The following is a 14,580-nucleotide window of genomic DNA, read 5'->3' on the forward strand; positions in this document are numbered from 1 at the left end:
AAGAAAAGCGCGCACAAACCCAAACGGTTTGTGCGCGCTTTTTTCCGGCCGGATCAGGCGGTTTGCTCCGCCGCTTTGGGGAACACCCGCCGCCGCACCACAAAATAGCACACCAGATGCGCGCAGATGGTCAGTGCCCACGAGATCGGATAGGACACATAGAGCGAAAACAGCGTGTGCTGCCACTGGAACACGGTGAAAATCCAGATGATTCGGAACACGCACGCGCCCGCCAGCGACACCAGCATCGGCAGGATGGAATACCCAAGGCCGCGCACGCTGCCCGCGACCACGTCCATCATGCCGCACAGGCAATAGGTGACGCTGACCACGCCCAGACGCATCATGCCGTAGGAGATGACCTCCGCGTCGGTCGAGTAAATGCCCAGCAGTGTCTGGCCGAGCAGGTGCGCGCCGTTGCCCAGCACCAAGCCGATCAGCATGACCAGCACAAAACAGCGCACGAGCACCTGATCAATGCGGTGATACTGCTTCGCGCCGAGGTTCTGGCTGGTGAAGCTGAGCGAGGTCTGGTACAGTGCGTTCATCGAGGTGTAGACAAAGCCCTCGATATTGCTGGCCGCCGTGTTGCCCGCGACCACGATCGCGCCGAACGAGTTGATTGACGACTGAATCAGCACGTTGGAGATGTTGAAGATCACGCTTTGCAGGCCCGCAGGCAGGCCGACCTGCATGATGCGCACAAACTTTTCCCGATGAAACCGCAGCCGCTTGAGGTTGACATGGCACATGCCGTCCATCCGCGTCAGGCACAGCACGATCAGCACCGCCGAGATCACCTGCGCGATCACGGTCGCCGTGGCGACGCCCGCCACGCCCATGTGCAGCACGATCACGAAAAACAGGTTGCACACCACGTTGACCGCGCCCGAAAACAGCAGAAAATACAGCGGTCGCCGGGTGTCGCCCACCGCGCGCAGAATCGCTGCGCCGAAGTTATACAGCATGGTCGCCGGCATGCCGACAAAATAGATGCGCATGTACAGCACGGCCTGATCGAGCACCTCGGTCGGCGTTGCCATCCATTCCAGCATGGGCCGCGCCAGACCGATACCCGCGACGATCAGGATGATGCCGCCGCCCACCGCGGTGATCAGCGCGGTCTGCACGGTTTCCTGCGCATCGTCAAAGTCGTTTGCGCCGCAAAAGCGCGCCACCAGCACGTTCGCGCCCACCGAAATGCCGATGAAAAAGTTGACCAGCAGGTTGATCAGCGAACTGGTCGAGCCGACCGCCGCCATCGCGTGGCTGCCCGCGTACCGTCCGACCACGATGATGTCCGCCGCGTTGAACAACAGCTGCAGCACGCCCGAGCAGATCAGTGGGAACGCGAACAGCAGGATGCGGCTGAGCAGCGGCCCGCGCGTCATGTCGATCTCGTACGATTTCCTCATTTCCATTCATCCTTTCCCTTGCAACATCTTAATCCCTGCCGAAAGGCTCTGTCAATCCTTTTCCAACAACGCTCTTGCCATCGGCAGAAGAATATAGTAGTATTAAAAAAAGTGCGCCTGCGCGCCTTACAATAAAAGGATTATGGGATTTTTCCGGCATCTCACCCTGCCGGGCCGCAGAAACGGAGAGAAAAAATTGAAGCATACCATTCTGATCGCAGAGGACGACCGCGACATCATCGAGCTGCTGACCCTGTATCTGAGCAGCGAATTTACCGTGCAGTCGGTCACGGACGGCGCCGAGGCGCTCGAAGCCATCCGCGCGGGCGGGGTCTCGCTGGCGCTGGTGGACATCATGATGCCCGGTCTGAACGGCTATGAGCTGATCCAGCGCGTGCGCGAGTTCAGCAACCTGCCCATCATCATCCTGTCCGCCAAGAGCATGGAAACCGACAAAGTGCTCGGGCTCAACATCGGCGCGGACGCCTACATCACCAAACCGTTCAACGCGCTCGAGGTGGTGGCCTATGTCAAGTCCGCGCTGCGGCGGTACTATCAACTGGGGGCGGACAGCGCGCCGACCGCCGCGCCGCGCGTCATCACGGTGGGCGAGCTGGAGCTGGACACGGACAAATTCGTGCTGCGCAAAAACGGCCTGATCGTGCCGCTGACCTCGACCGAGCTCAAGATCCTCGCGGAAATGATGCGCTGCCCCGGCCGGGTGTTCACGCGCGCGCAGCTGTATGAATGTGTGGGCGGCACCTTTTACGAGAGCGACGACAACACCATGATGGTACATATCTCCAACCTGCGCGCCAAGATCGAACACGATCCGGCATCCCCGCGCTATATCAAAACAGTCAGGGGGTTGGGCTACAAAATTGAAGACCAATAAACTGCTGCTGGGCAAAAGTTTCCTGCGCACCTGCATCAGCTACTTTGTCCTGTGCTCGCTGCTGGTGTTTTTTATCAACGCCCTGCTCAACACCTGGATCTCCGCACGGCTGGACAACGCCTTCCCCTCGCTGGGCAACATGCTGCAATACGGGGAAGCGCTCGCGCAGGACGATTTTGCCGCCATCCCCATGCGCCGCTTTAACGACTGCGCCTATATGGTGTTCGACGCGGACAGCCGTGTCCTTTATGCCTCGGACAACGAGTTCAAAGAGCATTTTCAGTCGGATGACCTGTGGATGATCAACGAATACGACTCCGATCTGTACTATACCGTGCAGGAAATGGCCGACATGCCGCGCGAAGGCTACTATTATATTGCGCTGCACCGTTTTGACGCCGAGACCGGCGAAGCGGAATTCCTCGACTACTGCATCATCGACGAAAACTACAACATCCTCGAAGGCGACCTGTTCCCCTGGCTCGATCAGCTGTCCGAACGGGAATTTGAGCTGCTGCAAGGCATTTACCAAAGCCAGTGGGAAATCTCCAAGGCCGTGTATTACACCACCGCCGGCGAGGAACGCACGCTGGTCTTTGTCTGCCCGCGTTTCACCGAAACCGCCTATCTCAACGCGCTGGAAAACGCCAACCGGCTGCTGCTGCTTTCCATCCCGATCATTCTGGCGGCCATCCTGATGCTGGCCGTTCTGTTCCGCCGCCAGATCCGCCGCTCAATCCTGCCGCTGCACAAGGCCATCGTTGCCTACGGCGCGGGCCGACGAGTCGAAGTCAACACGGACGCGCTGCCTATCGAATTCCGGCAGGTGACCGACAGCTTCACCCATCTGCTCGACCGGCTCGAGCAGGTCAGTGCGGAAAAGCAGGCGGCCGACGCGGACAAGCAGCGCATGCTTGCCGACCTGTCGCACGACCTGAAAACCCCGCTGACCGTCATTCAGGGCTATGCGCAGGCGCTGGTGGACGGCGTAGTGCCGCCGGACAAGCAGCGGCAATACCTTGAGACCATCTGCCGCAAGGCGTCGGACAGCACGGTGCTGATGAACTCGCTGTTCGACTACGTCCGTCTCGAGCATCCGGACTATGTGCTGCAAGCGGAGCGCGCCGACCTGTGCGAATTTTGCAAAAGCTATCTGGCGGAAAAATACCCCGAGATCGAGTCGCGCAGCTTTGTTTTGTCGCTTGACCTGCCCGAAACGCCGGTCATGGCGGCGTTCGATCCGCGCCTGCTCCGGCGGCTGCTGGAAAACCTGACCGCGAACGCGCTGCAATACAACCCCGCCGGCACGACGCTGTTTTTCGGCCTCAAGGACGAGGCGGACCACATCTATCTGACCATTGCGGACAACGGCGTCGGCATTCCGGACGAGCTGGCCGATACGCTGTTCGAGCCGTTTGTCACCGGCAACCGCGCCCGCACCTCGGGCGGCGGCACCGGGCTGGGCATGGCGATCGTCAAAAAGGTGGCCGAACTGCACGGCGGCTCGATCCGGCTGGTGCGGCCGCCACAGAACGGCTGGCACACCCAGTTCGAGCTGGTGCTGCCGCGATGCATCTTATAAAATTCCTCCGTTTGCCAAACGGGACAGACCCTTTTCCGGGTCTGTCCTGTTTTTTTGTTTTCTTTAGATTTTTTAAGGTTTGCTGAAGATTGTATGAATACTGCGATAGTATCTTAACATCAGCAAGAACAAAAGCCCCCCAAACCAACACAAAGGAGATCTTACACATGAAAACGATCAACCATAAAGCCGCAAAAGGCGTCGCTGCATTCTCTCTGGCCATGCTGATGGCACTGCCCGCACTGGCCGGCTGCTCGATGGAAAAGCCCAAGGCCGATGATGCCAAGCAGACCACCTCGCAGTCCCAGAGCACAACGAGCAGCACCGCCAAGAGCAAGACCAGCACCCAGAAGAAGGCCGCGGTCAAGCAGTCCGGCGGCACGGCCGCTTCCAAGAAGAAGGCCACCAAGAAGGCTGCCAAGTCCACCGACAAGGCTTCTTCCACCCAGAAGGCTGCCAAGTCCACCGACAAGGCCGCTTCCACCCAGAAGTCCACGCAGTCTTCCAGCAAGACCGCTTCCACCCAGAAGGCAGCTTCCACCCAGAAGTCCGCCAGCAAGTAATTTTTTCCGCCGAAACCCGGCACGGAGCAAAACGAGGTAGTTATGAACAACATTCTGGAACTTTTAGAGCATACCACCGCCGTGCGGCCGGATAAAACCGCCGTCATCGACGAAAACGGCATCGACCGCTTTGAGACCCTGCTTTTCCGCAGCCGCTGCTGCGGCACGGCACTGGCCGCACATCTCTCCCCCACCACCCCGGTCCCGGTGCTGCTGGAAAAGGGCCGCGAAGCCCTGTATGCCTTTTTCGGTGCGGCGTACGCCGGCTGCTTTTATGTTCCGCTCTCGCCCGCGCTGCCGCAGCCACGGCTGGCACAAATCCTTTCAGTGCTCAACGCCCCTTGTCTCGTGACCGATCACGAACACGCAGCACTGGCCGCACAGCTGCCCGGCGTGGGACGCGTCCTGCTGGTCGAAGAGCTGCTGCAAACGCAGCCCGACGACGCGCTGTTGGCGCGTATCCGCAAAAACGCGATCGACGGCGACCCTCTGTACTGCAATTTCACCTCCGGCTCGACCGGCACGCCCAAGGGCGTGGTCGTCAGCCACCGCTCCGTGCTGGATTTCATCCCTCCCTTCACCGAACTGTTCCGGATCGGTCCGGACGATATCATCGGCAATCAGGCGCCGCTTGATTTCGACGTTTCGGTCAAGGACATTTATTCCGCTATGCACACCGGTGCGACCCTCGTCCTGCTGCCGCGGCGGCTGTTCTCCCAGCCGTCCGCGCTGATGGACGCTCTGTGTACGTACCGTGTCACCACGCTCATCTGGGCTGTTTCCGCGCTGTGCCTGGTGTCCTCCTTCCACGGTCTGGACTACCGCACGCCGGAAACGGTGAACAAGGTGCTGTTCAGCGGCGAAGTGATGCCGCCCAAGCACCTGAAAAGCTGGATGGAGCATTTGCCGCACGCGGATTTCGTCAACCTGTACGGCCCCACCGAGATCACGTGCAACTGCACGTACCATAGGATAGAGAGTGGTCGGGATTATACAGCGGGCATCCCGCTCGGGACAGCGTTCCCGAACGAGCGGGTCTTCCTGCTGGACGCGGTGGGACAGGAAATCCATCAGCCCGATCAGGAAGGCGAAATCTGTGTCAGCGGCGCCGCGCTCGCGCTCGGCTATTACAACAACCCCGAGCAGACCCGCGCCGTATTCACCCAACACCCCGGCAACTCCCGCTATTTACAGCCGGTCTACCGCACGGGCGACCTCGGGCGCTGGAATGCCCGCGGCGAGCTGTGCTTCCTCGGCCGGAAGGATTTTCAGATCAAGCACATGGGCCACCGCATCGAGCTGGAAGAGATCGAGCGCGCGGTGCAGGAGGTCGAAGGCGTCAGCCGGTGCTGCTGCGTCTATGACGCGAACAAGGAACGGCTGCACGGTTTTTACACCGGCACGGCGGACAAGGCTGCGGTGCGCACCGCGCTCATGCAGCGGCTGCCCGTCTTTATGCTGCCGCGCACCCTCGAGCGGCTGGACAGCCTGCCGCTGACCGAAAACGGCAAAACCAACCGCAAGCTTCTGCTTGCACTGGCAAGAAAGGAGATCGTATGACCGAACAGCAAATGGAAACCCTGACCGCACAATACGGCTCGCCGCTGTATGTGTTCGATGTGCAGGTCCTGCGGCAGCGCATCGCGTTTTTGCGGCGCAATCTGCCGTACGGCGTCGGCCTGTGCTATGCCATCAAGGCCAATCCCTTTCTGCTGCGCGAGCTGTGCGGACAGGTGGAGCGTTTTGAAGTCTGCTCGCCCGGCGAGGCCGCAATCTGCCGCCGTTTGCAGATCCCGGCCGGGCAGCAGGTGATCTCGGGCGTCTATAAGACCCCGGCGGACATCGAGCGCATGATCGCGCAGAAAAACGGTCCGCGCCTGTTCACCGTGGAATCCCTGCGTCAGTTTGCGCTGCTCAGCCGACTGGCCGCGCGCTACCGCGTGACCATCCATGTGCTGCTGCGCCTGACCAGCGGCAGCCAGTTCGGTCTGGAGCAGGAGGAGATCATCCAGATCATCCGCGGCCGCGCCGACCATCCCAACATCAACATCCGCGGCCTGCAATACTTTTCCGGCACGCAGAAGGCATCGCTCAAGCGCTTGCAGCGCGAACTGACCGCGCTGGACGATTTCGCCGTTTCGCTCGAGGAAAAACTGGGCTTTCCCGTGCACGAACTGGAGTTCGGCCCGGGCTTCCCGGTGCAGTATTTCTCGCCCGACAGCTTTGACGAAACCGAATTTCTCGCAGGTTTTTCCGCGATGCTCAAAAACCTGCGCTGCAAGGGGCATGTGACGCTCGAACTCGGGCGCAGCATCGCCGCCAGCTGCGGCACCTATCTGACCCGCGTGGTCGATGTCAAACGCAACAAAGGGCAGAATTACGCCATTCTCGACGGCGGCATCCACCATCTGGTGTATTACGGCCAGCACATGGCCATGCAGCTGCCGCCCCATCAGATGTACCCGCCCCGCACGGGCGAGACGCAGCCGTGGAACCTGTGCGGCTCGCTGTGCACCGTCAACGACATTCTGGTCAAGCAGCTGCCCGTGGCCGACCTCAAATGCGGCGACCTATTCGCCTTTTTGCAGACCGGCGCCTACTGCATGACCGAAGGCATCTCGCTTTTCCTCAGCCGCGCGCTGCCGCGCATCGTGCTGCTGCAACAGGACGGCCGTCCGCTGCTGGTGCGCGACGCGCTGCCCACCGATGAAATCAACTCACCCAACTATGAAAGGACGGACAATTATGGAACAACTGCTTGCTATTCTGGAGGAACTTCAGCCCGGCGTGGATTACGCCACCTGCCGCAATCTGATCGATGCGCACTATCTGGACTCGCTGACCATTCTCGCGCTGGTCGCCGAGCTGGAAGACGCGTTTGACATCACCATCCCGACCGTTGAGATCATTCCGGCCAACTTCAATTCCGCCGAGGATATGTGGGCCATGATCGTCCGTTTACAGGAGGAAGGCTAATCCATGACATCCTACTGCTCGCTGCTGTATCTGGCCGTTTTTCTGCCGGCGGCGGTGCTCGCTTACAAGTTCCTGCCCCAGCGCCTGCGCTGGGCGGCGCTTCTGGCAGCAAGTTATATCTTTTTCTGGTCGGTCAGCGGCAAGCTGTTGGTGTTTTTGCTGTTTTCCACTGTTTCCATTCACCATTTCGGCCTTTGGCTGACCGCCGAACAGCAGGACCGTGACCAGCGGCTGATCGCCGCTGCGCCGGCCGAACGCAAAGCGATCCGCAAGCGTTTCACCACGCGGCAGCGGCGCATTCTGGCGCTGGCCGTGCTGGTGCACGTCGGCACCCTGCTGACGCTCAAATACGCGGTCTTTTTCAGCACGAACCTGAACACGCTGCTGCATTCGCTTCGTCTTCCGGTTTCGCTGCCCGTTCCCTCGTTTTTACTGCCCATCGGCATCTCGTTTTACACTTTGCAGGCCCTTTCCTATCTGCTCGATGTCTACCGCGGCACGATCCGCGCCGACCGCAATCTGGCGCGCCTCGCACTCTTCCTCGGCTTTTTCCCGCAGATCATGGAAGGGCCGATCTGCCGCTATGGGCAGACCGCGCAGCAGCTGTGGGAAGGCCGCCCGGTCACCTGGCAGGGCCTGACCTTCGGCATGCAGCGCATCCTGTTCGGCCTGATTAAGAAAATCGTCATCGCCGACCGACTCAACCTGCTCATCAAAACCGTTTTCAACGATTACACCACCTACAACGGCGGCGTGATCGCACTGGCCATGGTGTGCTACACCTGCCAGCTTTACATGGACTTCTCCGGCACGATGGATGTGGTCATCGGCAGTGCCGAAATGTTCGGCGTGCGCATGCCTGAAAACTTCCGTCAGCCGTTTTTCTCCCGCAGCATTTCCGAGTTCTGGATGCGCTGGCACATCACGCTGGGCACCTGGTTTAAGGACTATGTGTTCTACCCGCTTTCCATGTCCGGCCCGCTGAAAAAGCTGACCGGCGCGGCGCGTCCCCGCTTGGGCAACCACTACGGTCCGCTGGTCTCCGGCTCGATCGCGCTGGGCGTGGTCTGGCTGTTCAACGGCCTGTGGCACGGCGCGGGCTGGCACTACATCTTTTTCGGCCTGTACCACTTCGCGCTCATCCTGACGGGCAACCTGATCGACCCGCTGGCGCAGCGCGTGACCAAGTTCCTGCACATCGACCGCAGCTGCATGCCCTACCGCATCTTCCAGATCGTGCGCACCGCGCTGCTGGTGTGCGTGGGCGAGCTGTTCTTCCGCGCCAACGGCCTGCGCGCGGGTCTGGCGATGTTCCGCACGATGGTGACGGATTTCTCGCTGAGCTCCTTCCTCGACCGCAGCTTCCTGTCGCTCGGCATGGATAAGATGGACTTTGCGATCGTTTTGATCGCGGTCGGCATTGTGCTGCTGGTCGGCATCCTGCGCGAGCGCGGCGTGCCGCTGCGCGAGTCGATCGCGCGCCGCCCACTTGCCTTGCGCTGGTCGATTTATTACGCTGCTTTCTTCTTTCTCGTCATTTTCGGCGCATACGGCGTCGGCTATGTGCCGGTCGATCCGATTTACGCCGCATTTTAAGGAGGTGTGTCCCATTTGAAAACCCGTTTTGCGCCCTTGATCAAAGGGGCCTGCTTTCTCGCGCTGCTGTGCGCGCTGATGGTGGCCGCCTCCTATCTGTTCATGCCCAAAAACAACCACAAGGCCTTCGGCGTGAGCGACGCCGAAATGCTGGCCAGCGGTATTCTGGGCGAAAAGGAGGACTCGATCGACGTGCTGGTCGTGGGCGACAGCGAGGCATACAGCTCGATCTCGCCCATGCAGATCTGGGAGGAGCGCGGCTTCCGCTCCTACCTGTGCAGCACGCCCGCACAGCCGCTCTATGACTCCTACCGCTTTCTGCGGCAGGCGCTCGAGCGGCAGAGCCCCAAAGTTGTCATACTGGAGACCAACGCGATCTTCCGGCCGTACAAACTCAACGACTATCTGCTCTCCCGCGCGAAAAACCTGTTTTCCGTGCTGCGCTACCACGACCGCTGGAAGGCGCTCAAGGTCAACGACTTCGGCCGTCCGGTCGAATACACCTGGACGGACGACCTCAAGGGCTTCCGCTATAACCCGGCGGTGGCCGCGGCCAGCACGCAGAACTACATGCTGCCGTCCGAGGCATCCGCGCCCATCCCGACGCTCAACGAAGCCTGTCTGGAGGACATGATCGCGCTGTGCCAGGAAAACAACGCCGAGCTGCTGCTGGTCAGCACGCCGAGCACGATCAACTGGAACAACGCGCGGCACAACAGCATCGCGGCCTTCGCCAAGGAGAACAACCTGACCTATCTGGACCTCAACACCATGACCAAGGAAGTGCCCATCGACTGGGCGCGCGACACGCGCGACCGCGGCGACCATCTCAACTACGCCGGCGCGGTCAAGGTGTCCTCTTTCCTGGGCAAGTACTTGCAGGATACCTATGGTCTGGCCGACCAGCGCGACGCAGCGCACGACAACAGCTGGAACGACGCGCTGGGACGCTATCGCAACATTGTTCGCGGATAATCTCCCTCCATACCGAAATGAGGCTGTACCCAGAAATGGGTACAGCCTCATTTGCGTCTTTTCTTATAAGTACAGCTCGTTTTCCGGCCGTTTTTCCATAAACGGCGCAAGCTTTTGCCCCAGCATCCCCTGCACCTGCGCGGGCAGGGCGCGTGCCTGCGCCGGGCAGACCGCTACGCACCGCATGCAGGTGATGCACCGCGCTTCGTCGGTCTGACGCGGATCTGCCGGGTCGATCGCCTGCGCGGGGCAGCTTTTGGCGCACGTTCCGCAGCCCGTGCAGGCGTCGTTCGCCGCCGGGGTGACCGGCATGCCCGCCCAGTCGCGATAGGGCCGGTTGCCTGGCGTCTGCGGCGCGCTTTTCTCGCCCCTGCCGAGCTTTTCCGCAATGCGCGCGCCGAACGCGGCCAGCTGTGCCTCGTCCTGTGCGTCCGGCCGCCCGGCCGCGAGCTTGCGCACGATCGAATGCTCGGCCAGCAGCGCGGCTGCTGCCGCAACTGCAAAGCCCTGCGCCTCCAGCAGGTCGTCCAACTCGACCAGCGCGTCCTCATAGGCGCGGCCGCCATACACTGCCGCAGATACCGCGCGTGCCCCGCCGCCGGTCAGCCGGCGCAGCCGTTCGGTCATCAGCGCGGGCAGCCGCCCGCCGTACACCGGCCCGGCCACCAGCACCACGTCCTGCGGTCCAAAGCTTTTCTCCTGCACCTGCGGCAGCGTCAGGTCAATCTCCTCCACCTGTTTGGCGATGCCGCCGGCCAGCAGCAGCGCGGCGCGGCGCGTGCCGCCCGTCGGGCTGAAATGGATGGCAATGATCCTCTCGAGCATGTCGATCCTTCCTTTTCTGTTGATTTGGAACCCTTATTATACCACAGCATGCAGCACCTGTCAGCCATCCGGCCGATATCTTCGCCAAAAACCGTCCGGATTTGACTTTATCCGCGCCGTGCTCTATAATAAATGCAATCGGAAAGGGGCGGAAGATCATGCTTGCATACACCTATGTAGAACCGGGGCACTTTGCCCTGCGCGAAAAGCCCAAGCCGGTTCTGCGCGATGTGCGCGACGCCATCGTCCGCGTCACCTTGTCCAGCATCTGCACCAGCGACCTGCATATCAAGCACGGGTCGGTGCCGCGCGCCGTCCCCGGCATCACGGTCGGGCACGAAATGGTCGGCGTGGTCGAGCAGGTGGGCGAAGCCGTGCAGACCGTCAAGCCCGGCGACCGGGTGACGGTCAACGTCGAGACCTTCTGCGGGCACTGCTTTTTCTGCCAGAACGGCTTTGTCAACAACTGCGAGGACCCGAACGGCGGCTGGGCGCTTGGCTGCCGCATCGACGGCGGGCAGGCGGAATATGTCCGCGTGCCCTATGCCGATCAGGGGCTCAACCGCATCCCCGACGGCGTTTCCGACCGGCAGGCGCTGTTCACCGGCGATATCCTCGCGACCGGCTATTGGGCGGCCCGCATTTCGGACATCCGGCCGACCGACACCGTGTTCCTCATCGGCGCGGGGCCGACCGGTATCTGCACGCTGCTGTGCACCCTGCTGCACCGGCCGCGCCGCGTCATCGTATGCGAAAGCGATCCCGCGCGGCGGCGTTTCGTGCAGGAGCACTATCCGGACGTGCTGACCGTCTCGCCCGCGCATGCGCTCGAGTTTGTGCGGCACAACAGCGGCCACGGCGGCGCGGATGTCGTGCTCGAGGTCGCGGGCACGGAAGACAGTTTCCGGCTGGCGTGGGAGTGCGCGCGTCCCAACGCGACCGTCACGATCGTGGCGCTGTATGAGCAGCCGCAGATTCTGCCGCTGCCCGACATGTACGGCAAAAACCTGACCTTCAAGACCGGCGGCGTGGACGGCTGCGACTGCGCCGAAATCCTGCGGCTGATCGCCGCGGGCGAGCTGGACACCACCCCGCTGATCACGCACATTTTCCCGCTCAGCGAGATCGACGCCGCTTATGCGCTGTTCGAGGGCAAACGGGATAACGTGTTCAAAGTCGCCATCACCATTTGAACAAACGCGCCGCAAGGCGCCATAGAATAGTAAAACAGGCCGCTTTTGCGGCCTGTTTTTCATCAAAAAAGCCCGGCTAAGCCGGGCTTTTTCCATGCCAAAAGGGTTTAGAATGCGAAGTTGGTCTTGACGCGCCAGATGTTCTGCGCATACTCCGCGACCGAACGGTCCGCCGCAAAGCGGCCGGAGTTTGCAATGTTCATCAGCGACATATAGTTCCAGTTCTCCGGATGACGGTACATCTCGCTGACGCGCTCCTGCGCGATCGCGTAGGACGAGAAGTCCTTCAGGCTCATATAACGGTCCGCCGGGCCGCCGTTGCCGCCGTGCAGCAGCAGGTTGGCCAGATCGGTGTAGTCCACACCGTCGCCGAAGCCGTGGATCATGTGGTCGAGCACACGCTTGATGACCGGATCGTTCTGGTAGATCAGCATCGGCTCGTAGTTGCCGGACGCTGCCAGCGCCTCTGCCTCGGGCGTCTCCATACCGAAGATGAAGATGTTCTCGCGGCCGACCGCCTCGCAGATTTCGACGTTTGCGCCGTCCATCGTGCCGATGGTGAGCGCGCCGTTCATCATGAACTTCATGTTGCCCGTACCGGATGCTTCCTTGCCTGCGATCGAGATCTGCTCGGAAACCTCGGCTGCCGGCATGATCATCTCAGCCAGCGACACCTTGTAGTCCTCGATAAAGACGACCTTGAGCTTATCGCCGATGTCCGGATCGTTATTGATCATGTTCGCGATGGAGTTAATCAGGCGGATGGTCTTTTTCGCCACAGCGTAGCCCGGCGCGGCCTTGGAGCCGAAGATAAAGGTACGCGGGACGAAATCCATGCCCGGATTGTCCTTGAGCTTGTGGTAGAGCGAGATGATGTGCAGGATGTTCAGCATCTGACGCTTGTACTCGTGCAGACGCTTGACCTGTACGTCAAAGATCGAGTCCATATTGACTTCGATGCCGTTATGCTCCTTGATATAGTTGGCGAGGATCTGCTTGTTGTCGCGCTTGATCTCGCCCAGACGCTGGAGCAGCGCCTTGTCGCTGCCGTAGTTGGCGAGAACCTGCAGCTCGGACGGGTGCTTGCGGTAGCCCTTGCCGATCTTGCTCTCGATCAGTTCGGCCAGCTCCGGGTTGGCCTCGCACAGCCAGCGGCGGTGTGCAATGCCGTTGGTGACGTTGCAGAACTTGGAAGAGTAGATCTTGTAGAAATCGTTGAACACGCGGTCCTTGAGGATCTCGGAGTGCAGCGCGGAAACGCCGTTGATCGAGAACGAACCCGCGATCGCCAGATGCGCCATGCGGACCGTGTTGTCGGCGACGATGGCCAGCTTGGAGATCTTCTGGAAGTCGTTCGGGAAGTAACCCCACAGCTCCTTGCAGAAGCGCTCGTTGATTTCATAGATGATCTGCATGATGCGGGGCATCAGCTCCTGCACCAGCGATACCGGCCAGCACTCGAGTGCCTCGGGCATAACGGTGTGGTTAGTGTAAGCGACCGACTGGCTGGTGATGTTCCAGGCGTTCTCCCAGGACATGTCGTTCTCGTCCATCAGGATGCGCATGAGTTCCGGAATGACCAGCGTCGGGTGGGTATCATTGATATGCAGCACATGCTTGTGCGCAAAGTTTTCCAGCGTGCCGTACTTGGCCTTGTGCTTGGCGCAGATGTCCTGCAGGGTAGCAGAAACGAGGAAGTACTGCTGCTTCAGGCGCAGGGACTGGCCCTCGCGGTGGTTATCCTCCGGATACAGCACCATCGAAATGGTCTCGGCCATCGCGTGCTTCTCGAGCGCCTTGAGGTATTCGCCGGACGAGAACAGCTTCATATCCAGCGCGATCGGGCTCTTGGCCTCCCACAGGCGCAGGCAGGCGATGTTGTTGGTGTCATAACCCGAGATCGGCATATCATACGGAACAGCCAGAACCGGGGTATAGTCGTGATACTCGACGACCAGCTTGCCCTGATCGTTGAAGTAGGTGTTGACCGTGCCGCCGATCTTGACCTCGCGGGTGTCGTCCATCGCCGGGATGTGCCAAACGTCGCCGGATGCGAGCCAGGAGTCCGGCAGCTCGACCTGCTGGCCGTCCTCGATCTTCTGCTTGAAGATACCGTGTTCATAACGGATGGAGTAGCCGGTGCCGCGCACGCCGATGGTGGCCATGCCGTCCATATAGCAGGCTGCCAGACGGCCCAGACCGCCGTTGCCCAGACCGGGGTCGGCTTCTTCTTCGAAAATGTCGGCCATTTCATAGCCCATTTCCTTGAGCGCCTCGGTCAGCGCGGGCAGAATGCCCAGATTGTAGGCGTTGTTGCGCAGGCTGCGGCCCACAAGAAATTCCATGCACAAATAGTGCACCTGTCGCTCTCCGTATTTTTCGACCTCGTTCTGGGTCTCGATCATATGCTCGGTGAGCGCGTCGCGCACGACGAGCGCGCAGGCCTCGTAAATCTGTTCCTTCGAGGCATCTGCAACCTCGCGGCCGAAGTGGCGCTGCAGCTTGCCCGCAATGGCCTCCTTCAGAGCCGTCTTTGTGTACTGATTCTTTGACATGGTCT

The 14,580-nt window shown here is 60.7% G+C and carries 12 protein-coding genes; 9 read left to right on the plus strand and 3 right to left on the minus strand.

Features of this window, described 5'->3' with window-relative positions; all coding sequences use genetic code 11:
• Positions 1–53: 53 nt before the first annotated feature.
• Positions 54–1,415, minus strand: a complete 1,362-nt coding sequence (locus EJL02_RS05375) for an MATE family efflux transporter (RefSeq protein WP_125115382.1) — start codon at positions 1,413–1,415, stop codon at positions 54–56.
• 196 nt (positions 1,416–1,611) lie between these two features.
• On the opposite strand from EJL02_RS05375, the gene EJL02_RS05380 reads away from it, so the two are divergent.
• The 8 genes from EJL02_RS05380 to EJL02_RS05415 all read left to right on the plus strand — a co-directional run bounded on the left by EJL02_RS05380 (position 1,612) and on the right by EJL02_RS05415 (position 10,002).
• Positions 1,612–2,310, plus strand: a complete 699-nt coding sequence (locus EJL02_RS05380; RefSeq protein WP_125115383.1) for a response regulator transcription factor — start codon at positions 1,612–1,614, stop codon at positions 2,308–2,310.
• The gene (locus EJL02_RS05385) at positions 2,297–3,892 is read left to right on the plus strand and encodes a sensor histidine kinase (protein ID WP_125115384.1); all 1,596 of its coding nucleotides are present in this window, start codon (positions 2,297–2,299) and stop codon (positions 3,890–3,892) included. The genes EJL02_RS05380 and EJL02_RS05385 overlap by 14 nt, the downstream gene beginning before the upstream one ends.
• Before the next feature lie 167 nt (positions 3,893–4,059).
• The gene (locus tag EJL02_RS05390) at positions 4,060–4,455 is read left to right on the plus strand and encodes a hypothetical protein (protein WP_125115385.1); all 396 of its coding nucleotides are present in this window, start codon (positions 4,060–4,062) and stop codon (positions 4,453–4,455) included.
• A 42-nt stretch (positions 4,456–4,497) separates the two neighbouring features.
• Entirely contained in the window at positions 4,498–6,015 is a 1,518-nt protein-coding gene (locus EJL02_RS05395) for an amino acid adenylation domain-containing protein (RefSeq protein WP_125115386.1), read from the plus strand.
• Complete coding sequence (locus EJL02_RS05400; protein WP_243114405.1) at positions 6,012–7,337, plus strand: diaminopimelate decarboxylase family protein; 1,326 nt, start codon at positions 6,012–6,014, stop codon at positions 7,335–7,337. Before EJL02_RS05395 ends, EJL02_RS05400 begins: the two co-directional genes overlap by 4 nt.
• Positions 7,270–7,431 carry a phosphopantetheine-binding protein gene (locus EJL02_RS05405; protein WP_243114416.1) on the plus strand — a complete coding sequence of 54 codons (162 nt, stop codon included), beginning with the start codon at positions 7,270–7,272 and terminating at the stop codon, positions 7,429–7,431. Before EJL02_RS05400 ends, EJL02_RS05405 begins: the two co-directional genes overlap by 68 nt.
• A gap of 3 nt (positions 7,432–7,434) precedes the next feature.
• Positions 7,435–9,027, plus strand: coding sequence for an MBOAT family O-acyltransferase (locus tag EJL02_RS05410; RefSeq protein ID WP_125115388.1), 1,593 nt, complete (start codon positions 7,435–7,437; stop codon positions 9,025–9,027).
• A 15-nt stretch (positions 9,028–9,042) separates the two neighbouring features.
• A complete protein-coding gene (locus tag EJL02_RS05415; protein ID WP_125115389.1) occupies positions 9,043–10,002 on the plus strand; it encodes an SGNH/GDSL hydrolase family protein in 960 nt (319 codons plus the stop codon).
• 63 nt (positions 10,003–10,065) lie between these two features.
• On the opposite strand, the gene EJL02_RS05420 is transcribed toward EJL02_RS05415, so the two are convergent.
• Entirely contained in the window at positions 10,066–10,827 is a 762-nt protein-coding gene (locus EJL02_RS05420) for an EFR1 family ferrodoxin (protein ID WP_243114406.1), read from the minus strand.
• A 158-nt stretch (positions 10,828–10,985) separates the two neighbouring features.
• Here EJL02_RS05420 and EJL02_RS05425 point away from each other — a divergent pair, with 158 nt between their 5' ends.
• Complete coding sequence (locus tag EJL02_RS05425) at positions 10,986–12,020, plus strand: alcohol dehydrogenase (protein WP_125115391.1); 1,035 nt, start codon at positions 10,986–10,988, stop codon at positions 12,018–12,020.
• 107 nt (positions 12,021–12,127) lie between these two features.
• Here the strand turns inward: EJL02_RS05425 and EJL02_RS05430 are convergent, their stop codons facing one another.
• Positions 12,128–14,575, minus strand: coding sequence for a glycogen/starch/alpha-glucan phosphorylase (locus tag EJL02_RS05430; protein WP_125115392.1), 2,448 nt, complete (start codon positions 14,573–14,575; stop codon positions 12,128–12,130).
• Positions 14,576–14,580 lie beyond the last annotated feature (5 nt).

The organism is Agathobaculum sp. Marseille-P7918 (genome assembly GCF_900625105.1).
Classification (GTDB): Bacteria; Bacillota; Clostridia; order Oscillospirales; family Butyricicoccaceae; genus Agathobaculum.

Bases quoted from the DNA above. Each gene is read 5' to 3' on its own strand.
- EJL02_RS05430 (WP_125115392.1), bottom strand. From the start codon at position 14,575: ATGTCAAAGAATCAGTACACAAAGACGGCTCTGAAGGAGGCCATTGCG.
- EJL02_RS05395 (WP_125115386.1), top strand. From the start codon at position 4,498: ATGAACAACATTCTGGAACTTTTAGAGCATACCACCGCCGTGCGGCCG.
- EJL02_RS05375 (WP_125115382.1), bottom strand. From the start codon at position 1,415: ATGAGGAAATCGTACGAGATCGACATGACGCGCGGGCCGCTGCTCAGC.
- EJL02_RS05410 (WP_125115388.1), top strand. From the start codon at position 7,435: ATGACATCCTACTGCTCGCTGCTGTATCTGGCCGTTTTTCTGCCGGCG.
- EJL02_RS05425 (WP_125115391.1), top strand. From the start codon at position 10,986: ATGCTTGCATACACCTATGTAGAACCGGGGCACTTTGCCCTGCGCGAA.
- EJL02_RS05420 (WP_243114406.1), bottom strand. From the start codon at position 10,827: ATGCTCGAGAGGATCATTGCCATCCATTTCAGCCCGACGGGCGGCACG.
- EJL02_RS05400 (WP_243114405.1), top strand. From the start codon at position 6,012: ATGACCGAACAGCAAATGGAAACCCTGACCGCACAATACGGCTCGCCG.
- EJL02_RS05390 (WP_125115385.1), top strand. From the start codon at position 4,060: ATGAAAACGATCAACCATAAAGCCGCAAAAGGCGTCGCTGCATTCTCT.